This window comes from Citricoccus sp. NR2, assembly GCF_027594385.1.
GTDB lineage: Bacteria > Actinomycetota > Actinomycetes > Actinomycetales > Micrococcaceae > CmP2.
The window spans coordinates 1,538,183-1,561,331 of sequence record NZ_CP115154.1 but is presented as its reverse complement, the minus strand read 5'-3'; the positions used below and the strand labels follow the sequence as shown (position 1 = coordinate 1,561,331).

Annotated in this window: 23 protein-coding genes; 7 read left to right on the top strand and 16 right to left on the bottom strand. The window is 65.6% G+C overall.

The annotated features are described in order from the left end of the window. Positions 1 to 23: 23 nt before the first annotated feature. From O1A05_RS07350 to O1A05_RS07340, 3 genes are read left to right on the top strand one after another with little or no spacing between them, the layout of a single operon-like run. The gene (locus O1A05_RS07350) at positions 24 to 986 is read left to right on the top strand and encodes a 1,4-dihydroxy-2-naphthoyl-CoA synthase (protein WP_270107379.1); all 963 of its coding nucleotides are present in this window, start codon (positions 24 to 26) and stop codon (positions 984 to 986) included. Next, entirely contained in the window at positions 986 to 2,242 is a 1,257-nt protein-coding gene (locus tag O1A05_RS07345; protein WP_270107378.1) for an AMP-binding protein, read from the top strand. Before O1A05_RS07350 ends, O1A05_RS07345 begins: the two co-directional genes overlap by 1 nt. After that, complete coding sequence (locus O1A05_RS07340) at positions 2,243 to 3,115, top strand: 1,4-dihydroxy-2-naphthoate polyprenyltransferase (RefSeq protein ID WP_270107377.1); 873 nt, start codon at positions 2,243 to 2,245, stop codon at positions 3,113 to 3,115. It abuts the gene before it with no gap. Here the strand turns inward: O1A05_RS07340 and O1A05_RS07335 are convergent. Beyond that, positions 3,089 to 3,448: a DUF4229 domain-containing protein gene (locus O1A05_RS07335; protein WP_270107376.1), complete on the bottom strand. Its 360-nt coding sequence runs from the start codon at positions 3,446 to 3,448 to the stop codon at positions 3,089 to 3,091. The genes O1A05_RS07340 and O1A05_RS07335 overlap by 27 nt on opposite strands. A gap of 104 nt (positions 3,449 to 3,552) precedes the next feature. Between O1A05_RS07335 and O1A05_RS07330 the strand changes: the two genes are divergently transcribed. After that, positions 3,553 to 3,978, top strand: a complete 426-nt coding sequence (locus O1A05_RS07330) for a PLD nuclease N-terminal domain-containing protein (protein ID WP_270107375.1) — start codon at positions 3,553 to 3,555, stop codon at positions 3,976 to 3,978. Between the two features lie 366 nt (positions 3,979 to 4,344). Here O1A05_RS07330 and ccsB read toward each other — a convergent pair whose 3' ends face one another. From ccsB to O1A05_RS07305, 5 genes are all read right to left on the bottom strand, one after another. Next, on the bottom strand, positions 4,345 to 5,475 hold the full coding sequence (gene ccsB, locus O1A05_RS07325) for a c-type cytochrome biogenesis protein CcsB (RefSeq protein WP_270107374.1): 1,131 nt from the start codon (positions 5,473 to 5,475) through the stop codon (positions 4,345 to 4,347). Positions 5,476 to 5,520: 45 nt separating this feature from the next. Further along, a complete protein-coding gene (gene resB / locus O1A05_RS07320; protein ID WP_270107373.1) occupies positions 5,521 to 7,143 on the bottom strand; it encodes a cytochrome c biogenesis protein ResB in 1,623 nt (540 codons plus the stop codon). After that, positions 7,140 to 7,895 carry a cytochrome c biogenesis CcdA family protein gene (locus tag O1A05_RS07315; protein ID WP_270107372.1) on the bottom strand — a complete coding sequence of 252 codons (756 nt, stop codon included), beginning with the start codon at positions 7,893 to 7,895 and terminating at the stop codon, positions 7,140 to 7,142. Before O1A05_RS07315 ends, resB begins: the two co-directional genes overlap by 4 nt. Beyond that, complete coding sequence (locus O1A05_RS07310; RefSeq protein WP_270107371.1) at positions 7,892 to 8,509, bottom strand: TlpA family protein disulfide reductase; 618 nt, start codon at positions 8,507 to 8,509, stop codon at positions 7,892 to 7,894. Before O1A05_RS07310 ends, O1A05_RS07315 begins: the two co-directional genes overlap by 4 nt. A gap of 166 nt (positions 8,510 to 8,675) precedes the next feature. Further along, positions 8,676 to 9,344, bottom strand: a complete 669-nt coding sequence (locus O1A05_RS07305; protein WP_270107370.1) for a histidine phosphatase family protein — start codon at positions 9,342 to 9,344, stop codon at positions 8,676 to 8,678. A 118-nt stretch (positions 9,345 to 9,462) separates the two neighbouring features. Between O1A05_RS07305 and O1A05_RS07300 the strand changes: the two genes are divergently transcribed. Beyond that, positions 9,463 to 10,278, top strand: coding sequence for a hypothetical protein (locus O1A05_RS07300; RefSeq protein ID WP_270107369.1), 816 nt, complete (start codon positions 9,463 to 9,465; stop codon positions 10,276 to 10,278). On the opposite strand, the gene O1A05_RS07295 is transcribed toward O1A05_RS07300, so the two are convergent. The 5 genes from O1A05_RS07295 to O1A05_RS07275 form a co-directional block, all read right to left on the bottom strand. Beyond that, entirely contained in the window at positions 10,250 to 10,924 is a 675-nt protein-coding gene (locus O1A05_RS07295) for a redox-sensing transcriptional repressor Rex (RefSeq protein WP_270107368.1), read from the bottom strand. The genes O1A05_RS07300 and O1A05_RS07295 overlap by 29 nt on opposite strands. Continuing rightward, complete coding sequence (locus O1A05_RS07290; protein ID WP_270107367.1) at positions 10,924 to 11,202, bottom strand: glutaredoxin family protein; 279 nt, start codon at positions 11,200 to 11,202, stop codon at positions 10,924 to 10,926. Before O1A05_RS07290 ends, O1A05_RS07295 begins: the two co-directional genes overlap by 1 nt. A 99-nt stretch (positions 11,203 to 11,301) precedes the next feature. After that, positions 11,302 to 11,400 carry a 30S ribosomal protein bS22 gene (locus O1A05_RS07285; RefSeq protein ID WP_009882927.1) on the bottom strand — a complete coding sequence of 33 codons (99 nt, stop codon included), beginning with the start codon at positions 11,398 to 11,400 and terminating at the stop codon, positions 11,302 to 11,304. A 167-nt stretch (positions 11,401 to 11,567) separates the two neighbouring features. After that, complete coding sequence (locus tag O1A05_RS07280) at positions 11,568 to 11,786, bottom strand: helix-turn-helix domain-containing protein (protein WP_270107366.1); 219 nt, start codon at positions 11,784 to 11,786, stop codon at positions 11,568 to 11,570. A 283-nt stretch (positions 11,787 to 12,069) separates the two neighbouring features. Next, complete coding sequence (locus O1A05_RS07275; RefSeq protein ID WP_270107526.1) at positions 12,070 to 13,302, bottom strand: acetoin utilization protein AcuC; 1,233 nt, start codon at positions 13,300 to 13,302, stop codon at positions 12,070 to 12,072. A gap of 153 nt (positions 13,303 to 13,455) precedes the next feature. Between O1A05_RS07275 and O1A05_RS07270 the strand changes: the two genes are divergently transcribed. Continuing rightward, positions 13,456 to 14,928, top strand: a complete 1,473-nt coding sequence (locus O1A05_RS07270) for a TrkH family potassium uptake protein (RefSeq protein ID WP_270107365.1) — start codon at positions 13,456 to 13,458, stop codon at positions 14,926 to 14,928. Positions 14,929 to 14,956: 28 nt separating this feature from the next. Then, the gene (locus tag O1A05_RS07265; RefSeq protein WP_270107525.1) at positions 14,957 to 15,595 is read left to right on the top strand and encodes a potassium channel family protein; all 639 of its coding nucleotides are present in this window, start codon (positions 14,957 to 14,959) and stop codon (positions 15,593 to 15,595) included. A gap of 4 nt (positions 15,596 to 15,599) precedes the next feature. On the opposite strand, the gene O1A05_RS07260 is transcribed toward O1A05_RS07265, so the two are convergent. The 5 genes from O1A05_RS07260 to topA all read right to left on the bottom strand — a co-directional run bounded on the left by O1A05_RS07260 (position 15,600) and on the right by topA (position 23,105). After that, entirely contained in the window at positions 15,600 to 17,465 is a 1,866-nt protein-coding gene (locus O1A05_RS07260) for a BCCT family transporter (RefSeq protein WP_270107364.1), read from the bottom strand. Between the two features lie 81 nt (positions 17,466 to 17,546). After that, positions 17,547 to 18,389 (bottom strand): pyrroline-5-carboxylate reductase, encoded by an 843-nt coding sequence (gene proC / locus O1A05_RS07255; RefSeq protein WP_270107363.1) that lies wholly within the window; start codon positions 18,387 to 18,389, stop codon positions 17,547 to 17,549. Continuing rightward, a complete protein-coding gene (locus O1A05_RS07250) occupies positions 18,386 to 19,276 on the bottom strand; it encodes a sugar phosphate isomerase/epimerase family protein (RefSeq protein ID WP_270107362.1) in 891 nt (296 codons plus the stop codon). The genes proC and O1A05_RS07250 overlap by 4 nt, the downstream gene beginning before the upstream one ends. Beyond that, entirely contained in the window at positions 19,269 to 20,300 is a 1,032-nt protein-coding gene (locus tag O1A05_RS07245; protein WP_270107361.1) for a Ppx/GppA phosphatase family protein, read from the bottom strand. The genes O1A05_RS07250 and O1A05_RS07245 overlap by 8 nt, the downstream gene beginning before the upstream one ends. An 18-nt stretch (positions 20,301 to 20,318) precedes the next feature. Then, positions 20,319 to 23,105: a type I DNA topoisomerase gene (gene topA, locus O1A05_RS07240; RefSeq protein WP_270107360.1), complete on the bottom strand. Its 2,787-nt coding sequence runs from the start codon at positions 23,103 to 23,105 to the stop codon at positions 20,319 to 20,321. Between the last annotated feature and the right edge of the window lie 44 nt (positions 23,106 to 23,149).

Here is a 23,149-nt window from a genome sequence, read left to right as displayed (position 1 = left end):
ATCCGCTCACACTGACTAGACTCATGCGTGTGAAACCCGAGCATCCCCTCCCCGAGTCCGTGTCCGATATTTTCGACCCGCAGCGCTGGCGCGTGGTGCAGGGCTTCGATTTCGCCGACATCACCTACCACCGCGAAGTGGAGCGCGACGACGACGGCGCCTGGGTGCGCGACCTGCCGACCGTGCGCATCGCATTCAACCGCCCCGAAGTCCGCAACGCTTTCCGCCCAGGCACCGTGGATGAGCTGTACCGGGCGCTGGACCACGCCCGAATGACCTCCGAGGTCGGCTGCATCCTGCTCACGGGCAACGGGCCGTCGGCGAAGGACGGCGGCCACAGCTTCTGCTCCGGTGGCGACCAGCGCATTCGCGGCCGCGACGGCTACCGCTACGCCGAGGGCGAGACGGCCGAGTCGATTGATCCGGCCCGGGCCGGGCGCCTGCACATTCTGGAGGTGCAGCGGCTGATGCGCACCACCCCGAAACCGATCATCGCGGTGGTCAACGGGTGGGCGGCCGGCGGCGGGCATTCCCTGCACGTCGTCGCCGATCTCACCCTGGCCTCCCGGGAACACGGCAAATTCAAGCAGACCGATGCCACCGTGGGCTCCTTCGACGCCGGCTACGGTTCCGCGCTACTAGCCCGGCAGATCGGGCAGAAGCGGGCCCGCGAGATCTTCTTCGCCGCCCGCGAGTACTCCGCTGAACAGATGGTTCAAATGGGCGCGGTGAACGAAGCGATAGACCATGACCGACTCGAAGAGGTGGCCCTGGAATACGCCGCCGACATCAACCGCCAGTCGCCACAAGCGATCCGGATGCTGAAGTTCGCGTTCAACCTCGCCGACGACGGCATGGCCGGCCAGCAGGTGTTCGCCGGTGAAGCCACCCGGCTGGCCTATATGACCGATGAAGCGGTCGAGGGCCGGGATGCGTTCCTGGGCAAGCGCGACCCCGACTGGTCCGAGTTCCCCCGCTACTTCTGATGATCACGGAGCAGACGGCGGCGTTGCGCTCGGCGCTGGAGGGCACCGGGGCTCCGGTGGAGTTCACCCTCGACGACGCCCACACCACAGGCGGGGTGCTCTTCCGGCCCGAGGCGCGTGACGCCGCACGGTGCGGGCACCCGGATGCGGTCGCTGTGGTGCGTACCTCCGGCTCTACCGGCACCCCGAAGCAGACGGTGCTCACCGGTGCCGGGCTGCGTGCCTCCGCCGGCGCCACCGCCACCCGGATCGGCGCCCCGGAGCAGGGCACCCAGTGGCTGCTCGCCGTCGGCACCCAGTACGTCGCAGGCCTGGCGGTGGTCTCGCGTTCCATCCTGGCCGGCACCGATCCCGTGGTGCTGGCACCGGGCACCTTCACCGCCAACAAATTCACCGCCGCCGCCCGCGAACTCCGCGCCCGCGCCGGGACCACCGGGTTCACCGCAGTGTCCCTGGTGCCCACCCAGCTGACCCGGCTGCTCGACGACGGCCCCGGCTCCCCGACCGTCGCAGCACTGGCCGATCTGGACGCCATCCTCGTCGGCGGCGCCCGCCTGCCCGATTCCGCCCGCCAGCGCAGTGCGGAGGCGGACCTGAATCTGCACTTGACCTACGGCATGGCCGAGACCTGCGGGGGCTGCGTCTATGACGGCGTCCCCCTGGACGGTGTCTTTGCGGATCTCGTCACCGAGCCCGACAACCCAGACATCACCCGGTTGCGGCTGGCCGGACCCATGGTCGCCGCCGGGTACCTGGACGATCCCGAGCGCACCGCCGCCCACTTCAGCGCCGGCCCCCAGGGGCGGCGCTTTCTCACCGAGGACACCGGCGTCGTCAGCCTCGAAGACTCCCCCGCCGCCGGAATCCGCACCCTGCGCCAGCGCCTGCAGGTCACCGGGCGCGTCGACGACGTCATCAACACCGGCGGGGTGAAAGTGTCGGCGGCTCACGTCCAGCGGGTGCTCGAGGAATCCCCCGAGGTCCGAGACGCCTTCGTCACCGGCATCCCAGATGACCAGTGGGGCCAGCTCGTCTGCGCCGTGCTCGTGCTGGCGGACCCCACCTCCACGCCCGACGCCGGACCGACCACGGAGCTCGAGTCACGCCTAGCCGCACGCCTGCGCACCGAGCTGGGCCGTGCCGCCGTGCCGAAAAAGTGGGGGTATCGTGAATCCTTGCCCCTCTTGGCCAATGGCAAGACCGACCGCCAGGCTTTGCGCCGAGAGCTCGAGAACAGAACAGACGAGGACAGCTGAATGGCAACCGTTTCACAGTGGGTTCAGGGCGCACGCCTGCGCACCCTGCCGATGGCGATCGCACCGGTGGTAGTCGGCTCCGCTGCCGCCGCCGACCTGGACGGGTTCCACCTCGGCCGTGCGGTGCTCGCCCTGCTGGTGTCCCTCGCCCTGCAGATCGGGGTGAACTACTCGAACGACTATTCCGACGGCGTCCGCGGCACCGATGATGTGCGCGTCGGCCCGCTGCGCCTCACCGGCTCCGGCGCGGCCCGCCCGGGGCAGGTCAAAGCGGCAGCGTTTGCTTGCTACGGCGCCGCCATGGTGCTCGGGCTCATCCTGGTGGTCTGGGCGCAGACGTGGTGGCTCATCGCCGTCGGAGCACTCGCCGTGCTGGCCGCCTGGTACTACACCGGGGGCAAGAAGCCCTACGGGTACCTGGGCCTGGGCGAGGTGTTCGTGTTCATCTTCTTCGGCCTGGTCGCCGTGCTGGGCACCACCTACACTCAGGCCCTGGAGATTTCCGGGCTCGCCTGGGTCGGCGCCATCGGCTGCGGGCTGATCTCCACCGCCCTGCTGATGGCCAACAACGTCCGTGACATACCCACCGACCGCGAGGCCGGCAAGCGCACGCTGGCCGTGAGGCTCGGCGACACCGGCGCTCGCTGGTCCTACCCGGTGATGATCGGCGTCGCCGCCCTGCTGCCGCTGATCTTCATCGGCCAGCATCCCTTGCTCTTGGCGGTGGCGGTAGCCACCCTCGCGGCCGGATTCGACCCCTCCCGGACGATGATCCGGGCGAAGGAACGGCACGAGCTGATCCCGGTGCTCAAGGCCACCGGGATGCTCGGATTGATGTACGCGCTGCTATTCGCCCTGGCGACGCTGCTCTGAGTCGTCCCGACTCGGCGCTGACTCCGGCTCTGACCCCTGAGTAAACTCATGCATTTCGGCGGGGTCCATGAACCGGCCTTGTGTGTAAGAGTCCTCCACGTCGGCGTCTTCGCTCTCGGTCTTCCCGGCGGCCCCGCGACGACCCTCCCAGGCGTTCTGCAGCTCGCGATTGGCGCGCATCCGCATCGGGTTCAGCACCAGGTAGCTCACCGCGAAGGACACAATAGTGGCGACGACGGCGGCCCAGAGCCAACCGGTGCGCAACACGACGCACAGGGCAAACACGGCGAAGAAGATGGCGAGGCGCACGGCCCCGTATTTGAGGATCTGCATGGTGCACCCAGTCTACCGCCCGGGGACACCGGTCGCCTCCGCTGTGAGCGGATAGCGCGTCGTGAGGGCGGCAACACTCAGCTCAACCTCCTAGAATAGATGCCATGATGCGACTGTTGATCCCGCTGGCGATCGTCTCCCTCGGTGTGATGATCTACTCGATCATCGAGTGCGCCCAGACGCCGCGGCACCGGATTCGCGCCATTTCAAAGCCGATGTGGATGATCGCGATCATCTTCATCCCGCTGATCGGCGGCGTGCTGTGGCTGGTCTTCGGCAACGCCCGCGGCGGCATCAACACCATGGGCCAGTCCGGGGGTACTCCTCCGCGCCCGACCTCACCCGACGACGACGCCGATTTTCTGCGCCGCCTCGATGCCCAGCGTCGGCAGAAAGCCCGCGACGAGGAACTGAACCGCCGCGAGCAGGAACTCCGCAAGCGCGAAGAAGAACTGCGCCGCGGCCAGCAGAACGACGGCCCCAACAATAACGGCCGCGACGACATCGGCGAAGGCCCCGCCTCGTCCTGAACGTATGCCTCGGCCAGGGCATCTATGTTGTTCCGCGGCCCACGATGAGCGCACACCCCTCGTCGCCGCATAGCTATCGCTGGATCGCTCCGCCCTCGCTGAGGATCGGCTGGCTGACCCCATCGACTCTGGTGTGGTGTCGCATGATTCGGCCACGGCCTTCTACAGTCTCGGCGATCTCCCTGATGACGAACCAGAAATCACTCTCCCGATCGCAAACAGACCCGCCGAGGCATCCGCCAACATCGTCGGTGATGCGTAGCGCCACCATCTCGCGTCACGCCACGATGTGGCGGCAACACGCGATCCTCTGGCGAAGAGGACCCAACAGCCCAACTGCGCCACGTTCCTGGAGCGACTGCTAGATCAGAGTCCAGCGTAGGAGTGCAGTGATGGGAAGTATATGTTCACGATGGTGTAGTTGAACACCAGGCAGCCGAAGCCGACCATGTTCAGCCAGGCGGCGCGGGTGCCGGTCCAGCCGCGGGTAGCGCGGGCGTGCAGATAGCCGGCATAGACCACCCAGATGACGAAGGACCACACTTCCTTGGCGTCCCAGTTCCAGTAGCGACCCCAGGCCTGCTCGGCCCAGATGGCGCCGGCGATCACGGTGAAGGTCCACATCACGAATGACACGGCGTTGATGCGGTACGACCAGTTCTCCAGGGCGAAAGACGGCGGTACCAGCCGCAGGAACGCGAACTTGGTGGGCACACCCGCTTTCTGCGCGGCTTCCTGACGCTGTTTGAACAGTTGAAGCAGGCTCATGGCGAAGGTCAGCGAGAACAGGCCGGTGGCGGCCACCGCGACGGAAACGTGGGTAACGATCCACCAGGACTGCAGCGCCGGCTGCACATTACCCACCGGGGTGGGGAAACCGATGGTGGCTGCGATCATCATCAGCAGCACCACACCGGAGACGAAGGTGCCCACGAAGCGCAGGTCCTTGCGGATCAGGAACACCAGGTACACCACGGCGATGACCAGTGCACCAGTGGTCATGAACTCATAGAGGTTCGCCCAAGGCACCCGTGAGGAGGCGATACCACGGGCGAGCACGGCGAAAGCGTGTAGCAGCATGCCGATAATCATCAGCGCCACGGCGACATTTGCGGCCGGGCGCTTCACGGTGCCGGTGTACTCCATGTCCTCATCGACGAGGGTGGAGTCCAGTTCCTGCTCGCGGCGGGCCGCCGCACGGGCGGCTCGCTCGTTCTGGACCTGCGCGTCAGCATTCGTCTGTCCCGTGGCCACGTCGATCTCCGTGCCGCCGCCCGCGGTGACCAGGGACTTTTCGGAGACCCGCGCCGAGGCTTGTTCGACCTGTGCCGCGTGCTCGGATTCGAGCTCGGCCTCCATGCGCCGGATTGAGGCCGAGGAGCGGGCCATGTCCCACGAGAAGACGAAGAACGTGACCGTGTAGACCAGGGCAGCGATGAGCATGAACAGCTCGCTGTAGCTGGCGAGGACTTCGTTGATGGGCTGGGTATTCTGCATCGTCACTTCCGGTGATGGACTGGCGCGGATGGTGTGCGTCCGAGCTTACTCTGCTGGGGTTGGGTCTTGGGGTGGGATGACGGGCCAGGCCGCGTCGAAACGCTGACGCAAGCGGATGTTCTCGTCGCGCAGCCCGAAAGATTCGCCGCGGGCGAGCAAACCGTATTCGACCACGGTGTTACCGTCGACGTCGGTGGCGCGCACCCACACGCGGCGGCGGCGCACGAACAGGGAGACGGTCAGGGCGAACAGCGAGAGGGTCGCGAAGAAGCCCACGCCCCACTTGCCTGGATCGTAGTGGAGGTCTAGACCGACGTAACGAGAGAGCCCGTCGAAGGTGATGGAGCCTTTGCCGTCGGGCAGCTCGTAAGTCTCTCCTAGGCCCAAGGTGATGCCGCCGTTCTCGTTGTTGCGCGAGTTCAGTTCGGTGAGTCCCTCGGTGTCGAGGACGTACACATTGTGAGGGGTGCCGTCGTCGAGCCCGAGGTCCCCGAAGTAGGAGTTCAGACCCAGTTCCGGGTTGAGGGCGTCTGGATCGGCCGAGTAGGCCACGCCGTCTTCATCTTCGACCGCGGTGGGCAGGAAAAAGCCCACAAAGCCGAGCTGATCGGGCCGGGCGTCGGGAGCTTTGATGACGGCCAGCGAAGTGTTCAGTGCGTCCTGGACCTGGGCGATCATGGTGCCGTCCAGGGCGATGTCGCCGTTGCCGTCGCGCACGGTGATGTGCGGCGCGTAGCCGTTGCCGACCAGGAAGACGCGCACGCCGTCGACGGTCAGTGGATCATTCACCCGCAGCTCGGTCTCGTAGGGGTCCTCGCCCGGTTCCTGGACCTGGATTGTGGCCCCGTAGTCAAGGGGCTGGCCGTAATGGGATTCCGATTCGCGATCGTATTCGACGTGGAACTCATCCAACTGGAGCGAGAACGGGGTGAGGCGTTCCTCGGTGAAGGCGCTGCCGGGGGTGAACGAGTCGTAGGCGACCAGGTTGTTGGTGAATCCCTCGCCCTCGACGATGATCTTCTGACCGTTGTACTTCATCAGCGACCCGTAGGCCATGAAGATGAGCACGCCGATGAGCGAGAAATGGAAGACGATGTTGCCGATCTCGCGCAGGTAGCCGCGCTCGGCGCCCACCGAAGCGGCGGTGTGGCCCTTGGCGGGCTGGTCCTCATCGCGCACGGCGACCCGGTAGCCGCGCTTGCGCAGGATGGTGGCGGCTTCGTCCACCGCAGTATGGGGGTCGGGACCCGAGTCTTCGAGCACAAGCTTGCCGTATTCGGGCAGGCGGCTCAGACGGCGCGGGGTGCGCGGCGGTTCGGCGCGCATTTGCTGGTAGTGCTTGACTCCGCGGGGGAAGACGCACCCGACCAGGGAGATGAACAGCAGCAGGTAGATCGCCGAGAACCAGACGGAGTTGTAAACGTCGAAAAACTGCAGCGCGTCCAGGATCGGGCCCACGGTGGGGTTGTCTTCGATCCACTGGTCCACCACAGCTTCACCGGCGCGACGCTGCGGGAAGATCGACCCGGGCACGGCAGCCACGGCGAGCAGCAACAACAGCAGCAGCGCGGTGCGCATGCTGGTCAGCTGGGTCCAGAGCCAGCGCAGGGTGCCGGTGAAGCCGAGCGCGGGCAGTTCGACGTCGTTTTTCTGCTTCTGCGGGGTCAAATCGGCAACCTTACTTCATTCGCGAACCAGGTCTGGAGTTGTAGCACCCAGGTGTTCCACAGTCCGGAGACCATCAGCAGTCCGAGCAGGATCAACAGCCCACCGCCGAAGCGCATCACGGCGACCCGATGGCGGCGGAAAAAGCCCAGGGCGGCCATCGACTTGTTGAAGCCCATGGCGATCAGGATGAAGGGCAGGCCGAGTCCCAGACAGTAGACGAACGCCAGTACCGCGCCGCGCCAGGGGCTGGGGGAGCCGGCGGTGGACAGCAACAGCACCGCGGACATGGTCGGCCCGATGCAGGGCGCCCAGCCGAGCCCGAAGATCATGCCCAGCACGGGTGCGCCCCACAGTCCGGCGCGGGGTTGGACGTGCAGGCGTGAGTCGCGCTGGAACCAGGAGAATCCGCCCATGAAGACGACGCCGAGCAGGATGACGACAAGTCCGAGCACCTGGTACACCCAGGCGCCTTCGAATTGGAGCCAGACGACCACCCGGGAGAAGACCAGGCCGATGAGCACGAAAACCACGGTGAAGCCGAGCACGAACAGGCTCATGCCGGCGACCATACGGCCGCGCTTCTGCTCGGCTATGTTCGCCCCGCTCAGCCCGGTGACGTAGCCCAGGTATCCGGGGACCAACGGGAGCACGCAAGGCGAAAGGAAGGAGACGAGTCCGGCGAGCACCGCGACCGGGATGGCCAGCAGCAGAGACCCGTCGAGGGCGATCTCTGCGAAGACGTTATCGGTCACGCCGACTCCGCGACCACGGTCTGGATGAGCGAGCGCAGGGTGGAGTGCTCGGCAATACCCAGCACGCGGGCCGAGACCCGACCGGCGCGATCCAACACGATGGTGGTCGGCACCGCCTGCGGGGGCACGTAATCGGTCATGGCCAGCAGCACCTTGCCGTTGCGGTCCTCAAAGGAGGGATAGGTGATGCCGAAGTTACGCTCGAAGGCTTCCGCCGTACCGATGGTGTCGCGGACGTTGACGCCGTAGAACTGCACCTCATCGGCGAATTCCTCGTTCAGGGCTTGCAAGTCGGGGGCCTCCACCCGGCAGGGGGCGCAGGCGGCGTACCAAAAGTTCAAGACCACCGGCGTGCCACGCCAGTCGGAGACGGTGATCTCTTCGCCCGAGAACAGAGGCGCGGTGAAGTCCGTGGGCTCCGGGCGGTCCTCGACGGCCAGTTCGAGCACCGAGCCGTCACCGGCAATGTAGTTCTTGCCGTCGGCGTTGCCGGCTTGGTCGGCCAGCGGGTCCTCCGAAGAGCAGGCGGCCAGCACCGGCAGAGCGAACACACCGGTCAGACCGGCCAGCACCTGGCGACGCGACGGACGACCGGACGGGGAGGATATGTTCATGAAAGCCCCATTCATCGGGATGGATCGGGACGACCAACGACGTGCCGCACGGGCCGCCGGGCCGTCCTCGAGTCTATCGCCGCCCCCCTCACCTGACTGAATCCTGTGAACTGACTCCACCGCGGCTGAGTGCAATATGACGTGGCTGTTCTCTGCTAACCGAGGCTCAGGCGCCGGGCAGGGCGATCGCGTCGGCGAGCAGGTGCCGGTTGGGTTCTTGATATTCCACGCGCGGGCGGGTGGCTCCGGCGTCACAGTGCAGGGACGTGACCGAAGTCAGGCTGCATTCGCGGTCGCGCGGGTCGTGCCAGAGCTTCTTGCCCTCCGCGGAGAGCCGGGTGACCCAGATCGGCAGCTGATGGGCCACGATGACGGCTTCCGCGCCGTCGCCGTGGTTGCGGATCAGCTCATCGCGCAGATCATGCACCGCAGCGGCCACACGTGCTGCTTGCTCTGCGTAGGGCTCGCCCCAGGAGGGGCGGAAGGGGTTAAGCAGCAGTCCCCAGTTCTGTGGGCGGCGCAGCTGGCGCTTGATGTTGGACATTCCTTCAAAACCATTGGCTGCTTCAATGACCCGATCGTCGGTCCGCACCGGCAGCTGGAGCCGCTGTGCCAGCGGGGCGATGGTCTCCTGGGCGCGCAGGAGCGGTGAGGCGACGAGGATGCTCGGGGCGGAGCCGGTCTGTTCGGCGCGCTGAACGAACCAGTCCGCGAGCTCTTCGGCCATCTGGTACCCCAGCTCCGAGAGGTGGAATCCGGACAGCCGCCCGTAGAGGACGCGGTCGGGATTGTGGACTTCTCCGTGGCGAACAAGGTGAACGGTGGCAGTCGTCATACCTGCCAGTCTTCCAGAAGATGACGCGACGCGCGCGACGTCCAGGTTTTGTCCGGTTCTACCGGGGACAATGGAAGCAACATCCCGGTCCGCCACAAGGCACAAGGAGTACAGCATCGTGTCTCAGCATTCCGATCGTCCCGACGACCACGACAGCGACGAGGGCCCCGCAGATCCGCAACAGGGTCGTGCCGAGGGCGGTCGTTGGGAAGACGCCGAGGGTCAGCCGCGCTACGGGGTGCGCCTCCCGGACGGCGAGCAGCCCCCCGCGACTCCGACCACACCGAACACCCTGCCGCGTCAATACGGCCGGTTCACCCCGCATGAGCAGTCCGGCGCGCAGTCCGGTGCCGAATACGGGTCTGGCCACGGGTCCGAGTACGGTGCGCCGCCGCAGCCCCCGGGCCAGCAGTACCCCGGGTACCCGCAGCAGTACGCCCAGCAGCAGTACCCGTACCCGCAGCAGCCGCAGCACACCATGCCGCAGCCACCCCGGGTTCGGTTGGCGTCGCGGCTGATTCTGGTAGCCGGTGTGCTCTATGCGGTGGTCAATATCGTGACCGCCTTCCTCCCTCGGTTCGGCGTGCCCCAGGATCAGTGGGATCAGCTGCAGGAGATGTTCGCCGAGATCGACCCCACCGTGAGCCTCGATGCGATGCTCGCCCCCATGCGATTCGTGATGGTCATCATGGCCGTCATCTTGGGCTTGGTCTACTGGGTGATCGCCCGCGGTGTGGCCAACGGTTCCAACGCCGCCCGGATCATCGGCACTGTACTGGCAGTGCTGTCATTGCCGAGCCTGTTCAGCATCTCGGCGGTCTACGTTCTGCTGGGCGCCATCGGCATCGGCATGACCTTCACGGCCACCGCGAACGAATACTTCCGCTACAAGGCCTGGGAGAAGTTCAACGCGCGGAACCAGCCTCCCCGCTGATGTGGTGGAAAGCTAACAACTGCAGCTCAGCTGAGACGTCGACGACGCGAACGGAAACCTCCTCGGGAACTTCAAGCTCCACGGGGGCGAAATTGAGAATGCCGCGGATGCCGTAATGCACCAAGTCGTCCGCAGCCAGCTGAGCAGCCTCGCCGGGCACGGTGAGGATCGCCAGGCGGGCGCCGGTGCGCTCGATGACCTCGGCGGAGCGGGACGCATCCTCGATGGTCAGCTCCCCGCAGGGCTGTCCCACCCGTTGCGGGTCGGTGTCGAGCACGCTGACGACGTCGAGACCGCGGGCGGCGAAGCCACCGTATTGCACCAGGGCGGTGCCCAGGTGCCCGGCACCGACCAGGATGACCGGTTGGTGGGTGGAGATGCCCAGAATCTGCTCGATCGCCGCTTCCAGTACCCCCACCGGATACCCCTTGCCGGGTCGTCCCAGTTGACCGAGAGCGGAGAGGTCTTTACGCACCAGGTCCCGGCTGGCACCGGCTACTGCGGCCAGCTCGGTGGAAGAGACATACTCGGTTCCGGCCGCCGCCAGGGCGTTGAGTCTGCGTAGGTAGACGGGGAGCCGGTCCAGGGCGCGGCGCGAGAGCGGGCCGGCACTCATCGCCCCGGGGACATCGCGCTGGCGGCTCATCACGGGGTGGGGTCCTGCCGCGATGTGCGGGCGGCGGTGATGAGCCGGGCCAAGCGGTCGGCGTCGATTGACCAGAAATCGCGCTGAACGCCATCGATAAACAACACCGGGATCTCCTCAGAGTGCCGCTCCCCCAGTGCTGGCTCCTCCGTGGTGCTGACCTCGCGCCAGGCCACCCCGTGCTCGGCACAGACCCGGGCCACGGTGGTTCGGGCGGCGGCGCACAAATGACACTCGGGCCGGGTGAACAACATGATGTCGGGGCTGGAATCACTCAATGTAGGGTCCTTTGCCGTGCCTGAGGGTGGGGGTCAATGCGACGAGCCGCCCGATCTATGACCGGGCGGCTCGAAGAGTCTTGAGCGTGAAGAAGAAGCTTACTTCTTGTTGCGGCGCTGGTGACGAGTCTTGCGCAGCTGCTTGCGGTGCTTCTTCTTGGACATGCGCTTGCGGCGCTTCTTGATGACTGAACCCATCGATAATCCTTCGGATTGTCGTCGTTGTGTGTGAACATCACGCGGATGCGAGCACAGCACAACCTGTCTAATGTCTGAACGTTCCGGTACATCCTACCGCTCCACGGCGGGAAGAGCGAACCGAGACGCGGCTGGCACGAGGCCGAGCGACTTCTGGACTCACGCCTTTAGGCGCGGCCGTCGGTCCCGGTGACCTCGGTGTACCCGGCGGAGAGAATCTCCTGAACGGCATTCTCGGGGACACGGTAGGAACGACCGAAACGCACGGCGGGAAGCTCACCGGCATGGATCATCCGGTATACGGTCATGCGAGAAACGCGCATCATCTCCGCGACCTCGTTGACCGTCATGAATTTAGCTTCGGCGAAGTTGCCAGCAGGGGCCACGCTCGACTCCTTCTTGTGTCGTGTCGGATCAGCTGTTCCAGGTTTCCCTCAACGTATCGGTGGCGGCCTGACGAACCATCATCGCTCTTCTCGATGGTCCGAAGACCATTCCGGAGAGGGAATGGCGGGTCTGCCGTGCCGCCTGAGGGAAGTGGATCAGTGCTCCACCCGCACTTTCGTGCCAGTGGTGAACCGAACCAGGCGTGGCGCCTCCTGTGCGATTCTAACCAGAAAACGGCTGAGACCAAAGTGTTCGTCTGAAACTGATGTGAATATCGTCGCTTCAGTCGAACCAGGGGTCCAGGCCGTGCAAGGGAAACACAGCTTTTCGAGTGGCCATCACCGACTGGTCGGTAGGATCGGCCGGGTCAAAGCCGACTTCCCAGGAGCGCCACCACACGTCGACGGCGTCGTGCATGGTCTCCGGTAGTTCGTCGAGATCCATGCCGGACCGCTGCGAGGCCAGGGCTAGCCAGGCATCGGGCAGCGGCTCGGCGCGGGCTACCGGGTGGCCGGCGGCGATGGCGATCAGGTGGGTCCAGGCCCGAGGCACGACGTCGAAGGGGCTGTATCCACCGCCGCCCAGGGCCAGCCACCGGTCGCCGGCGTAATCGTAGGCCCAGTCACGGGCGTCGAGCATCAGCTGGCGCTGACCGTCCACGGAGAGCTGCAGGTCCGCCAGCGGGTCGCGACCGTGCCCATCACAACCGTGTTGGGTGACGAGGACGTCGGGGGAGAAAGCGCGCAGTAGCTGCGGCACCACCGCGTGTACGGCGCGCAGGTAGGCGGCGTCGTTGGATCCGGCGGGCAGCGCGACATTGACCGCAGAGCCTTCGGCCCCGGTGCCGCCGATGTCGTTGGCGAAGCCGGTGCCCGGGAAGAGAGCAACCCCGGTTTCGTGCAGTGACACGGTCAGCACCCGCGGGTCGTCCCAGAAGATGGATTCCACGCCGTCGCCGTGGTGAGCATCCAGGTCCACATAGGCCACGCGTTCGGCGCCCAGATCGAGCATCCGCTGAATGGCCAGGGCGGCGTCGTTATAGATACAGAACCCGCTGGCCTTCTCGCGGTGGGCGTGGTGCATGCCACCGGCGAAATTCACCACATGCTGGTAGTCCCCCGACCACAGTGCCTCGGCGGCCGCCAGGGAGCCCCCGGCAATGCGGGCGGAGGAGGAATGCAGATCGGAGAACACAGGACAGTCATCCGTACCGAGGCCGATTTCTTCGAGACGTTCGGCGCTCATCCCTTCCCCGTCAGCATCAAGCTGTGAGGCTTCGCGAACCCGTTGAATGTAGCCGGCGTCGTGCACAGCGCTGAGCTGCTCATCGCTGGCCATGGGCGGGGTCAGCACCGTGACCGTGGGGGCGTTGAAGACGCCCAGGTGGCTGGCCAGGGCGTGGGTGAGCTCCAGTCGCACCGGCGCCATCGGGTGGGTTTCGCTGAAACGGTAGCGCAGCAGCGACTCATCCCACATGACCGCGGTGGGCACCGGTTCCATGTTTGTGGGTTGCATCACTTGCCAGCCTAGATCCCCGCGGAGGATTCGGCGATTCCGCGTCGTTCTGAGACAGCACCGTGACCGTGTTGTGCGGGCTGGCTGTGAAGTCTCGGGATGAGAGGCATGGGACTGGTAAATTCGGGACAGAAGGAGGAAGATAGGTGCGTCATGCACGCTCGCACCTCCCGTCCGGCTCGGCCGGCTCGTTCCAGCGCGCGTTCCGGTTCCCCGTCGAACGCCCAACTCGCCGCTTCCCTGCACCATCGCCCGGTGAGGGTGGCCCGTGCGCTCGCCCGCTCCCGCCACTCCGGCGTGCTGTTCGTCGCGGGCTCTCCGGCGCGTGCCGCGCTGATGGCGTTCATGGTGATCATGGGGTTCTTCACGGCACTGCTGAAGCTGCCGGTGGCAGCCGAGGAGGGGCAGTCGACGTCGTTCGTCGATGCGATGTTTACGGCAATTTCCGCGGTATCGGTCACCGGGCTCACCGTGGTTAACACGGCCGAGCATTGGTCGTTTGCGGGCCAGGCGATCATCCTCGTCGGCATACAGATCGGCGGGCTGGGTATCCTCTCCACGGGTGGACTCTTGGGCCTGGCTGTCTCGCGTCGGCTGGGACTGCGCTCCCGCCTGGTCACCCAGGAGGGCATGACCACCGGTCGGCTCGGCGAGGTCAAGCAGTTGTTGCTCACCGTGGTGATCACCTCGCTGACCTTCGAGGCCCTGCTGGCGCTGGTGTTGGTGCCACGCTTCATTGCCGCCACCGGGTCGTTTGCCGAAGGGCTCTGGCAGGGCATTTTCTACTCGGTGTCTGCTTTCAATAACGCTGGTTTTACTCTGCACCCGGAGGGTTTCGGCGCTTATGTGGATGACCCATGGATCATCTGGGCGGTGATGATCGGGGTGATGGTGGGCTCGTTGGGCTTCCCCGTGGTGTTGGTGTTGCACCGGTGTCTGTGGCACCGCGGCAAGCTGAATCTGCACACCAAGATCACCCTGGAGATGACGGCGGCACTGCTGCTGTTGGGCGCGGTGCTGCTGGGCTGGTTCGAGTGGGACAACCGAGACACCCTGGGGAAGATGAGCATCGGTGAGCGGTTGCAATTCGCCCTCTTCGCCTCTACGATGACCCGTTCGGGCGGATTCTCCGTCTACGATATGAACGACCAGAACCCCGAGTCATTGCTGCTGATGGACGCCCTGATGTTTGTGGGTGGCGGCTCTGGATCCACCGCCGGCGGGATCAAGGTCACCACCCTGGCGGTGTTGCTGCTGGCGATTATTGCCGAGGCGCGCGGCGCCGAGGAGGTCACCTCCCACCACCGCACTATTAACGCCGCGACCGTTCGGGTAGCGATCGCCGTCGTGATGGCCGCCGCCACGCTGATTCTCGTGGCCACCATGGTGCTGCTGGCGATGACGCATGAGCCCCTGCATCGGGTGATGTTCGAGACGCTGAGCGCCTTCGGCACCGCCGGGCTGACGACGGGGCTCTCCGAGGATCTGCCACCGGCCGGGCGTATTGTGTTGAGCCTGCTGATGTTCGCCGGCCGGGTGGGCACCATTACCTTCGCGGCGGGGCTGGCCCTACGTCAGCGCCGTACCCTGTACCGACACCCCGAGGAAAGGCCGATCATTGGCTGAGCACAAACGTATTGACCCCCACTCCCCCGTGTTGCTGATCGGGCTGGGCCGGTTCGGTTCCGCCGTCGCCGAACAACTCATCCATCAGGGCCGGGAGGTGATGGCCATCGAGAAGGACCGCACCCTGGTGCAACGATACTCCGGGGTGCTCACCCACGTGGTGGAGGCCGACGCCGCCGATATCGACGCCTTGAAGCAGCTGGGGGCGGAGGACTTTTCAGTGGCAGTGGTCGGGGTGGGCACCTCCATCGAATCCTCGGTGTTGATCACGGTGAACCTGGTGGATCTGGGCCTCGAGCATGTGTGGGCGAAAGCCATTACCCCGTCCCACGGCACCATTCTGCGGCGCATCGGCGCCCACCATGTGATCTACCCCGAGCACGACGCCGGGGTGCGCGCCGCCCATCTGGTCTCGGGGCGGATGTTGGACTTCATCAAGTTCAACGACGGCTACGCGATCGTGAAAATGTTCCCGCCGGCCGATGTGGTGGGCAAGCCGCTGGGGGACGCCCGTATCCGCACCAAATTCGGGGTGACCGTGGTGGGTGTGAAGTCGCCGGGCGAAGCGTTCGTTAATGCGCAACCGGACACGATCATCGGTCCAAAGGACGTGATCATCGTGTCCGGTCACGAGGAGAAGATCGAGAAGCTCGCCGAGCGGCTCTAGTCCACTAGCGCTCCTCGGTCTGTTGCGTGGTCTGGTGGACGTCGCGGGCATTCACATAGGTTTTGCGCGCGGTGTCGGTGCGGGCCGGCAGGGTACCGCCGCGACCCACCCGTCGGGTAAGGCCGTCGACCAGCGGCGGGGCGCTGGTCCCCGCTGATTCCTGCTCTGCGTCGTCCTCGGGCAGGTACGGGTCAACCATGACGGGAGCCTCGCCGACCGCCTCTGGTTCGACCACCACATCGCTGGTGTCGTGCTCGTCTTCCTCCTCACGGCGGGCGAGCTCCTCGGGCGGCAGCACTTTCTTCCAACGACGGGTGCGCACCGGGGGCAACTCCCCGGCGTCTTCGCGCAGCGCCCGGTACAGAGCGTACATCTGGAAGTAGGCGAACACGAAGAACGGAAGTCCCACGAGGATGATGGTGGATTCCAGCGCCTCCAGTCCACCGGTGCCGGAGAACACGAGCAAGGTGGCGGTGATCAGACCGATGGCCACCGCCCAGAAAATGCGCTGGCCCAGCGGGTTGAAGTCCTCATGCCCGTTGGCCATGGTGTCGGTGACCAGGGCCGCGGAGTCCACGGAGGTCACGAAGAAGATGACCACCAGCACGATGGAGAGCACCGAAATCAGGAACCCGGCCGGATAGTGCTCCAGGAACGCGAAGAGCGCGCCTGGAATATCGCCGTCGTCGACGACGCGTTCCACCAGTCCGCCGTCGCCGTTGAGCTCAATGTCGATGGCGGACATGCCGAAGATGCCGAACCACAGCACCGAGAAGCCAGCGGGCACTGCCAACACGCCGGAGACGAACTGGCGCACGGTGCGGCCCTTCGAAATGCGGGCGATAAAGAGCCCCACAAAGGGCGACCAGGTGATGGTCCAGGCCCAGTAGAACACGGTCCAGCCGTTCTGCCATCCCGAGTCGGCGAAGGTGTCGTTCCAAAAAGCCAGCTCCGGAAGGTTCACGATGTAGGTGCCCAGCGACTCGATGGTGCCCTTGAGCACGAACAGGGTGGAGCCGCCGGCCACCAGCACGAACACCAGCAACCCCACGGCCATCCAGATGTTGACGTTGGAGAGCACCTTAATGCCCTTGTCGAGCCCCAGCGCGACCGAGATCATGGCGAGGCCGCCGACGATACCGATGATCACCAGCTGCCAGACGGCGGATTCGGGGACCCCGAAGAGCTGGTTGAGGCCGCCGTTGATCTGCAGGGTGCCCAGGCCGATGGAGACCGCGATGCCGAACACGGTGCCGACAATGGCGACGACGTCGATGAACTTGCCGATCGGGCCGTGGATTCCCTCACCGAGGATGGGTTGGAAGATCGAGGACACCCGCGGCGGCAGGTTCCTCTTGTGGATGAAGTAGGCGAAGCACAGTGCGGGCAGGGTGAAGATCGTCCAGGTGTGCAGGGTGAAGTGGTAGAACGTGAAGTTCATGGCGTCGGTGGCGGCGGCTTCGGTGCCGGGCTCGATGCCCAGGGAGGGCCCGCGCGGCGGGTCGCCGAAGTGGCTGACCGGTTCGGCCACACCCCAGAACATCAGGATGGAGCCGATGCCCGCGGCGAACAGCATGCCGAACCAGGCGGGTCCGGAGTGTTCCGGGGCTTCGTCGTCGGGACCGAGTTTGACGCGGCCGAACCGTCCCACCGCAATGAACAGCAGGAAGGCCAGGAACAGGGTCACCCCGAGAATGTAGAACCAGCCGAAGTTGGACAGCAGCCAGTCTGAGGCCCCGCTCACCGCCCGGTCCAGGGGCTCGGTGAACGCAATGGTGGCGACCACGAACAGGATGATCACGGCCGCCGAACTGAAGAAAATCGCCGGCGAGGTCCGTAACCTCAACGAATCATGGAGTTTTGTCAGCATGCGCTCGAGGTTACCGAAGGGGCAACCGTAGATCGCAAGGTCTGAGCGACGGTGCCCGCCGGTCATCGACGCGGAGCGGGGTCAGCTCCCGAATTCGGCGGAGAGTTCCTCCGAGCGGCGGATATTAGCCGCGATGCCGCGGGCCACCACCCCGGAGAGATCGTCCTCGGTGAAGCTGCGCAGCGCGGCCTCGGTGGTGCCTTGCGGGCTGGTGATGTTCTCGCGCAGTTCGGCGGCCGAGACGTTCTGGGTGGCGATCATCCGGCCCGCGCCGGCCAGCGTGGCGGAGGCCAGCTGTTCAGCGACGTCCGCGTCCATGCCGTGCGCCACCGCCGTCTGGGCCAGCAGCTCGGCCAGGTGGAAGAAGTAGGCGGGCCCGGAGCCAGAGATGCCAGCCACCAGGTCGATCTGTGATTCGGGTACCACGACAACGGTGCCTGCCTGTTCAAACAGCCCGCGTGCGGCCTCTAGCTGGGACTCGGTGACGTCCGCCGAAGCAGCGAGCCCCACCGCACCCTGTTGCACGGCCAGCGGAGTGTTCGGCATGGCGCGCACGATCGGCTGGCCTGCGGGCAGCCGGGACGCCATCGAGGCGATGCTGATGCCGGCCGCCACGGAGACCACCACGGTGTCCGGACTCAGAGCAGGGGCGATCTCCTCGCAAACCTCCACTATGGCCTTGGGCTTGACCCCGAGCACCACGAGGTGAGCGTTGGCGACCTCCTGGTTAGCTTCCGTGTGGTCCTCGGTCGCGGTGACCGCAATGCCGTAGCGGGTGGACTTCGTCTCGGCGGAAAGCACCCGACCTACGGTGGCGCGCACCGATTCGGGATCGTGCCCGCCGGCGAGCAGTCCCTCCAGCACGGCCGAGTTCATGTTGCCCAGCCCGATGAAGCTGACGGTGGTGGAGGGAGTGAGGCTCATGGGTGTTCCTGTGTTTCTCTCGGGGTCTGGTTCTGGTGCTGTTGGCGGGCTTGGCGCTGCCCGAGGGCGAGGTGGCGGCGGGCGAAGTTCAGTGATTCGGCGAGCATCTCCTCGCGCTGCCCGGCATATTTGGCGTTGCGGGTGCTGACCTCCACGCACACCGAGCCGGTGAAGCCGGAGGCGCCCAAAAACTGCAGGCACTCGGCCACCGGCTGAGCGCCGTGGCCGGGCAGCAGGTGGTCGTCCTTACCGGTGTTCGTGCCGTCGGTGAGGTGCACGTGGCGCAGCCGCTCGCCGAGCAGTCGAAAAGCAGCCAGCGAGTCCGCTTCAGCGGAGGCTGCGTGGGAGAAATCCCAGGTCACGAAGTCGTAGTCCAGGGGCACCGGGTCGTGGTGGGGCAGATACATTTTGGCTTCGCGGCCGCGCACTTTCCATGGGTACATGTTCTCCACGGTGATCATGATGCCGGTGGCCTCCATGATGTCGCGGATGCCCTCGGCAAAATCCCGGGCGTAGTTGCCCTGCCAGCGGAACGGCGGATGTACCACCACCAGTTCGGCCCCGAGTTCACGGGCCATGTCCGCGCTGCGGGCGATCTTGTTCCAGGCCGAACCCCAGACCTGCTGAGTGAAGAGCAGGGTGGGGGCGTGGATCGAGTGGATGGGCATCTCGTGCTGTTCGGAGAGCTGGTCCAGACGCACCGGGTCCTGCGACCAGGCACTCTGGGTCACCATCATTTCGATGCCGTCGTACCCCAGATCCTGGGCCATGGCGAAAACATGCTGCGGGTGCAACGTGAACACCGACGACGACGAAAGCGTCACCGGAATCGGGCGAATCGGGGTACGCTCCGCGCCGGAAAGGTCGGCTCCTCGTGGCTCAGGCACCGACAACCCCCACCGAGAATCCGGGCGCTTGGCTGCCCGGCGTCAGGTTCACGTGCCCGACCCAGGGTTCGACCTCGCGGCCGATCACCCCGTCCATGAGCAACGCGTCGAGACGTCCCATGATCAGACCTTCTCGCAGGGCCCACGGGCAGATCAAGATCCGCTCGACGCCGAACGCGCGCAGCGCCGCCTCGGCCACCAGTCCGCCCGCAAGAATCTGCGGGGCACGCAATTCCGAGACGCCGGGCAGCTCGGAGCGCTCTTCCACGGTCATGGTGGACAGTCGGCTGTTCCAGCGGCGCAAATCCTGCAGTTCCAGGTAGCGGGGCACGAAGGGGCCATCGGAATAGGGGGCCGCCCCGGCGATGCGTGCCAGGGAGCGGAACGTCTTCGAGGTGCCCGTCACCACCGTCCCAGCAGGCAGCGCGGGGAAACCCGGTACCTGCTCGGCCAGCACGGTCTCGATGTGCTTGCGGATTTTCTTCAGCGCCTTGGGCTTGGGCGGGTCGGCCGAGTCCAGGAAGTCGCGGGTCAGCCGTTGGGCACCCAGCGGCACAGAGACCGCGCGGGAGGGGAGCTCGTCGACGCCGTAGGAGATTTCGAAGGAGCCGCCGCCGATGTCGAAATTCAGCAGATGCTCCACATGCCAGCCGTGCCAGCGTCGCACCGCGAAGTAGGTCATCGCCGCTTCTTGGTCACCGGTGAGCTCGGCCAGGTGCACCCCGGTGGTGCGGGTGACTTCCTCGAGCACTTCGGCGCCATTGGCCGATTCTCGGATGGCGGAGGTACAGAACGCGATCATGTCCTCGGCGCCGTTACGCTCGGCGAAGGCCACCGCCTCGCGGATGAACCCGATCAAATCCTGCACGCCTTCGGCCGTGATGGCCCCATCGTCGTCGAGACGACGAATCAGCGATAGCGGCCGTTTGTGATCCGCGTAAGCTGTGGGGCGCGCGCCCGGGTGGGCGTCCACGAGCAAAAGGTGGACCGTGTTCGATCCGATGTCCAGGACTCCTAGACGCATGCGCGGCTCCGAACCTCGTTACTTCTTTGCGGCGGTTTTGCGCCCGCCGCGCTTGACAGGTCCTTTGGCCCGCTTCTCGGCGAGCAACTGATACGCCTGTTCGGCGGTCACGGATTCGGGGGCGGTGGCGCGCGGCACAGTGATGTTGGTGACCCCGTCGGTGACGTAGGGCCCGAACCGGCCCTCTTTGATGGTGACCTTCTTACCGGACACCGGGTCCGGTGCGAATTCCGCAATCGGGGGCTTGGCCGTCCCGCGCCCGCGCTGCTTGGGTTGGGCGTAAATGGCGAGGGCTTCCTCCAGGGTGATCGTGAAGATCTGTTCCTCGGACTCCAGGGAGCGGGAATCGGTGCCTTTCTTCAAGTACGGACCGAACCGGCCGTTCTGCGCGGTGATCACCTCGCCTTCGGCGTCCTCACCCACGATGCGCGGCAGGGCCAACAGCTTCAGCGCGTCCTCCAGGGTGATGGTCTCCAGCGACTGCGATTTCAACAAGGAAGCGGTGCGCGGCTTGACCTTCTTGGGCTTCTTCTTCGGCTTGGGTTTGCCGTTTTTGTAGTACTCGACCGGCTGTGCATCCATGTGAGCCTGGATTTGTTCTTCGGTGAGCTCCGGCACCACCTCGGTGACATACGGGCCGTAGCGGCCGTCCTTGGCCACAATCTGGTATCCGGATTCGGCGTCGACGCCAAGATCGACTTCCGAGGGTCCGGCGGTGGCGAAGAGCTCCTCGGCTTTCTCCGGGGTCAGCGCGTCCGGCGGCAGGTCCTCGGGCACGTTGGCACGCTGCGGCTCCTCGGCCTCCGGTCCGCCGTCGCGCTCCAGGTACGGGCCGAATTTGCCCACCCGCAGGGTGATCGTATCGGTCACCGGAATGGAGTTCACCGCGCGGGCGTCAATATCGCCCAGGTTCTCGACGATGTTGCGCAACCCGGTTTCGGCGTCGTCGGCACCAAAGTAGAAGTTCTGCAGCCAGGCTTCGCGCTGGATCTCACCGGCGGCGATCTGGTCGAGGTCGTCCTCCATGCGCGCGGTGAAGTCGTAGTCGACGTAGCGGCCGAAGTGTTCCTCGAGCAGTCGGATCACGCTGAACGCGGTCCAGGAGGGCACCAGGGCGTTGCCACGCTTATTGACGTAGCCGCGGTCCATGATGGTGGAGATGGTCGGGGCGTAGGTGGAGGGGCGCCCGATTTCGCGCTTTTCCAGCTCCGCGACAATGGAGGCTTCCGTGTAGCGCGGCGGCGGGGTGGTCTCGTGGCCGTCGGCGGTGAGCTCTTCGGCGTCGAGCCCCTGGCCCACGGAGAGATCCGGAAGTCGCTTGGATTTCTCGTCCTTCGCGCCGTCCTTGCCCGACTCACCACTCGTGTCCTGGCTCGTGTCCTTGCCCTCTTCGTAGGCGGCGAGGAAACCGGGGAAGGTGATCACGGTGCCGGAGGCGGAGAACTCGGCGGCGCGGGTGCTGTTATCCACCACAGCCTCGCCGACCACCTTCACGGTGGCGGTGTAGCCGGTGGCGTCAGCCATCTGGGAGGCGATGGTGCGCTTCCAGATCAGTTCGTAGAGCCGGAACTCATCAGCGCTCAGGGCCGAAGACACCTGGGCTGGGGTGCGGAAGTAGTCACCGGCGGGGCGGATCGCTTCGTGAGCTTCCTGGGCGCCGGCGTTACGGGAGGTGTAGTACCGCTTGGCCTGCGGCACCGAGTCCGCCCCGTACAGCTCCGTAGCCTGACGGCGGGCTGCGTTGATGGCCTCATCGGAGAGCGTCACCGAGTCGGTACGCATATAGGTGATGTAGCCGTTTTCGTATAGTCGCTGGGCCACCTGCATGGTCACCCGTGAGGAGAACCGCAGCTTGCGCGAGGCCTCCTGTTGCAGGGTCGAGGTGGTGAAGGGCGCGGCCGGACGACGCTTGTAGGGCTTGTCCTCTACGGAGGTCACCGCAAAATCTGCGTCAGTCAGTCCAGCAACCAGTGCTTCGGCGGTGGCCTGATCCAGGTGCACGACCTTGGACTTCGAGGCAGGCTTCAGCTGACCGGCGTCGTCGAAATCTCGACCGGCGGCCACCCGCGTGCCGTCCACGGCCGACAGGCGGGCCTGGAACGTTTCGGTCGCCTGCGTGCTGGTGGCACCGTCCGCACGGGTCACGAAGTCAGCGGTGAGGTCCCAGTAGGCGGCGGGGACGAACGCCATGCGTTCGCGTTCTCGCTCGACCACCAGGCGGGTGGCCACGGACTGCACGCGCCCGGCGGACAGGCCCGGAGCGACCTTGCGCCAGAGCACCGGGGAGATCTCGTAGCCGAAGAGCCGGTCCAGAATGCGCCGGGTCTCCTGGGCATCCACCAGGTCCTGGTCGATCTCGCGGACGTTTTCTAGACCACGGGCTATGCCTTCTTTGGTGATTTCGGTGAAGGTCATCCGGTACACGGGGACTTTGGGCTTGAGCACGTCCAGCAGGTGCCAGGCAATCGCTTCACCTTCGCGGTCGGCGTCGGTGGCGAGGTAGAGCGCGGAGGCGTCTTTCATGGCGCGCTTGAGCTCGGTGACGCGCTTCTTCTTGTCCGGGTAGACCACGTAGTAGGGCTGGAAACCGGACTCGGTGTCGACGGCGAACTTCCCGTAGGGCCCTTTTTTCATCTCCGCCGGCAGATCCGAGGGGCGCGGTAGGTCACGAATGTGCCCGGCAGACGCGTCGACCACCCATCCTTCGCCGAGGTATTTGGCGATGGATTTGGACTTGGCGGGTGACTCCACTATGACCAGCTTGATGCCTTCGTCGGTGGATGGCGCGGCTTTTTTGGCAGGCACGAGGCTCCTTCTGTTGCGTCGATACCCCTCTAATGTAGCGGGTT

Excerpts from the sequence above, each read along its gene's own strand:
- O1A05_RS07350 (WP_270107379.1), top strand. The coding sequence starts at position 24 with ATGCGTGTGAAACCCGAGCATCCCCTCCCCGAGTCCGTGTCCGATATT.
- O1A05_RS07345 (WP_270107378.1), top strand. The coding sequence starts at position 986 with ATGATCACGGAGCAGACGGCGGCGTTGCGCTCGGCGCTGGAGGGCACC.
- O1A05_RS07340 (WP_270107377.1), top strand. The coding sequence starts at position 2,243 with ATGGCAACCGTTTCACAGTGGGTTCAGGGCGCACGCCTGCGCACCCTG.
- O1A05_RS07335 (WP_270107376.1), bottom strand. The coding sequence starts at position 3,448 with ATGCAGATCCTCAAATACGGGGCCGTGCGCCTCGCCATCTTCTTCGCC.
- O1A05_RS07330 (WP_270107375.1), top strand. The coding sequence starts at position 3,553 with ATGATGCGACTGTTGATCCCGCTGGCGATCGTCTCCCTCGGTGTGATG.
- ccsB (WP_270107374.1), bottom strand. The coding sequence starts at position 5,475 with ATGCAGAATACCCAGCCCATCAACGAAGTCCTCGCCAGCTACAGCGAG.
- O1A05_RS07310 (WP_270107371.1), bottom strand. The coding sequence starts at position 8,509 with ATGAACATATCCTCCCCGTCCGGTCGTCCGTCGCGTCGCCAGGTGCTG.
- O1A05_RS07305 (WP_270107370.1), bottom strand. The coding sequence starts at position 9,344 with ATGACGACTGCCACCGTTCACCTTGTTCGCCACGGAGAAGTCCACAAT.
- O1A05_RS07295 (WP_270107368.1), bottom strand. The coding sequence starts at position 10,924 with ATGAGCCGCCAGCGCGATGTCCCCGGGGCGATGAGTGCCGGCCCGCTC.
- O1A05_RS07285 (WP_009882927.1), bottom strand. The coding sequence starts at position 11,400 with ATGGGTTCAGTCATCAAGAAGCGCCGCAAGCGCATGTCCAAGAAGAAG.
- O1A05_RS07275 (WP_270107526.1), bottom strand. The coding sequence starts at position 13,302 with ATGCAACCCACAAACATGGAACCGGTGCCCACCGCGGTCATGTGGGAT.
- O1A05_RS07270 (WP_270107365.1), top strand. The coding sequence starts at position 13,456 with ATGCACGCTCGCACCTCCCGTCCGGCTCGGCCGGCTCGTTCCAGCGCG.
- O1A05_RS07260 (WP_270107364.1), bottom strand. The coding sequence starts at position 17,465 with ATGCTGACAAAACTCCATGATTCGTTGAGGTTACGGACCTCGCCGGCG.
- proC (WP_270107363.1), bottom strand. The coding sequence starts at position 18,389 with ATGAGCCTCACTCCCTCCACCACCGTCAGCTTCATCGGGCTGGGCAAC.
- O1A05_RS07245 (WP_270107361.1), bottom strand. The coding sequence starts at position 20,300 with ATGCGTCTAGGAGTCCTGGACATCGGATCGAACACGGTCCACCTTTTG.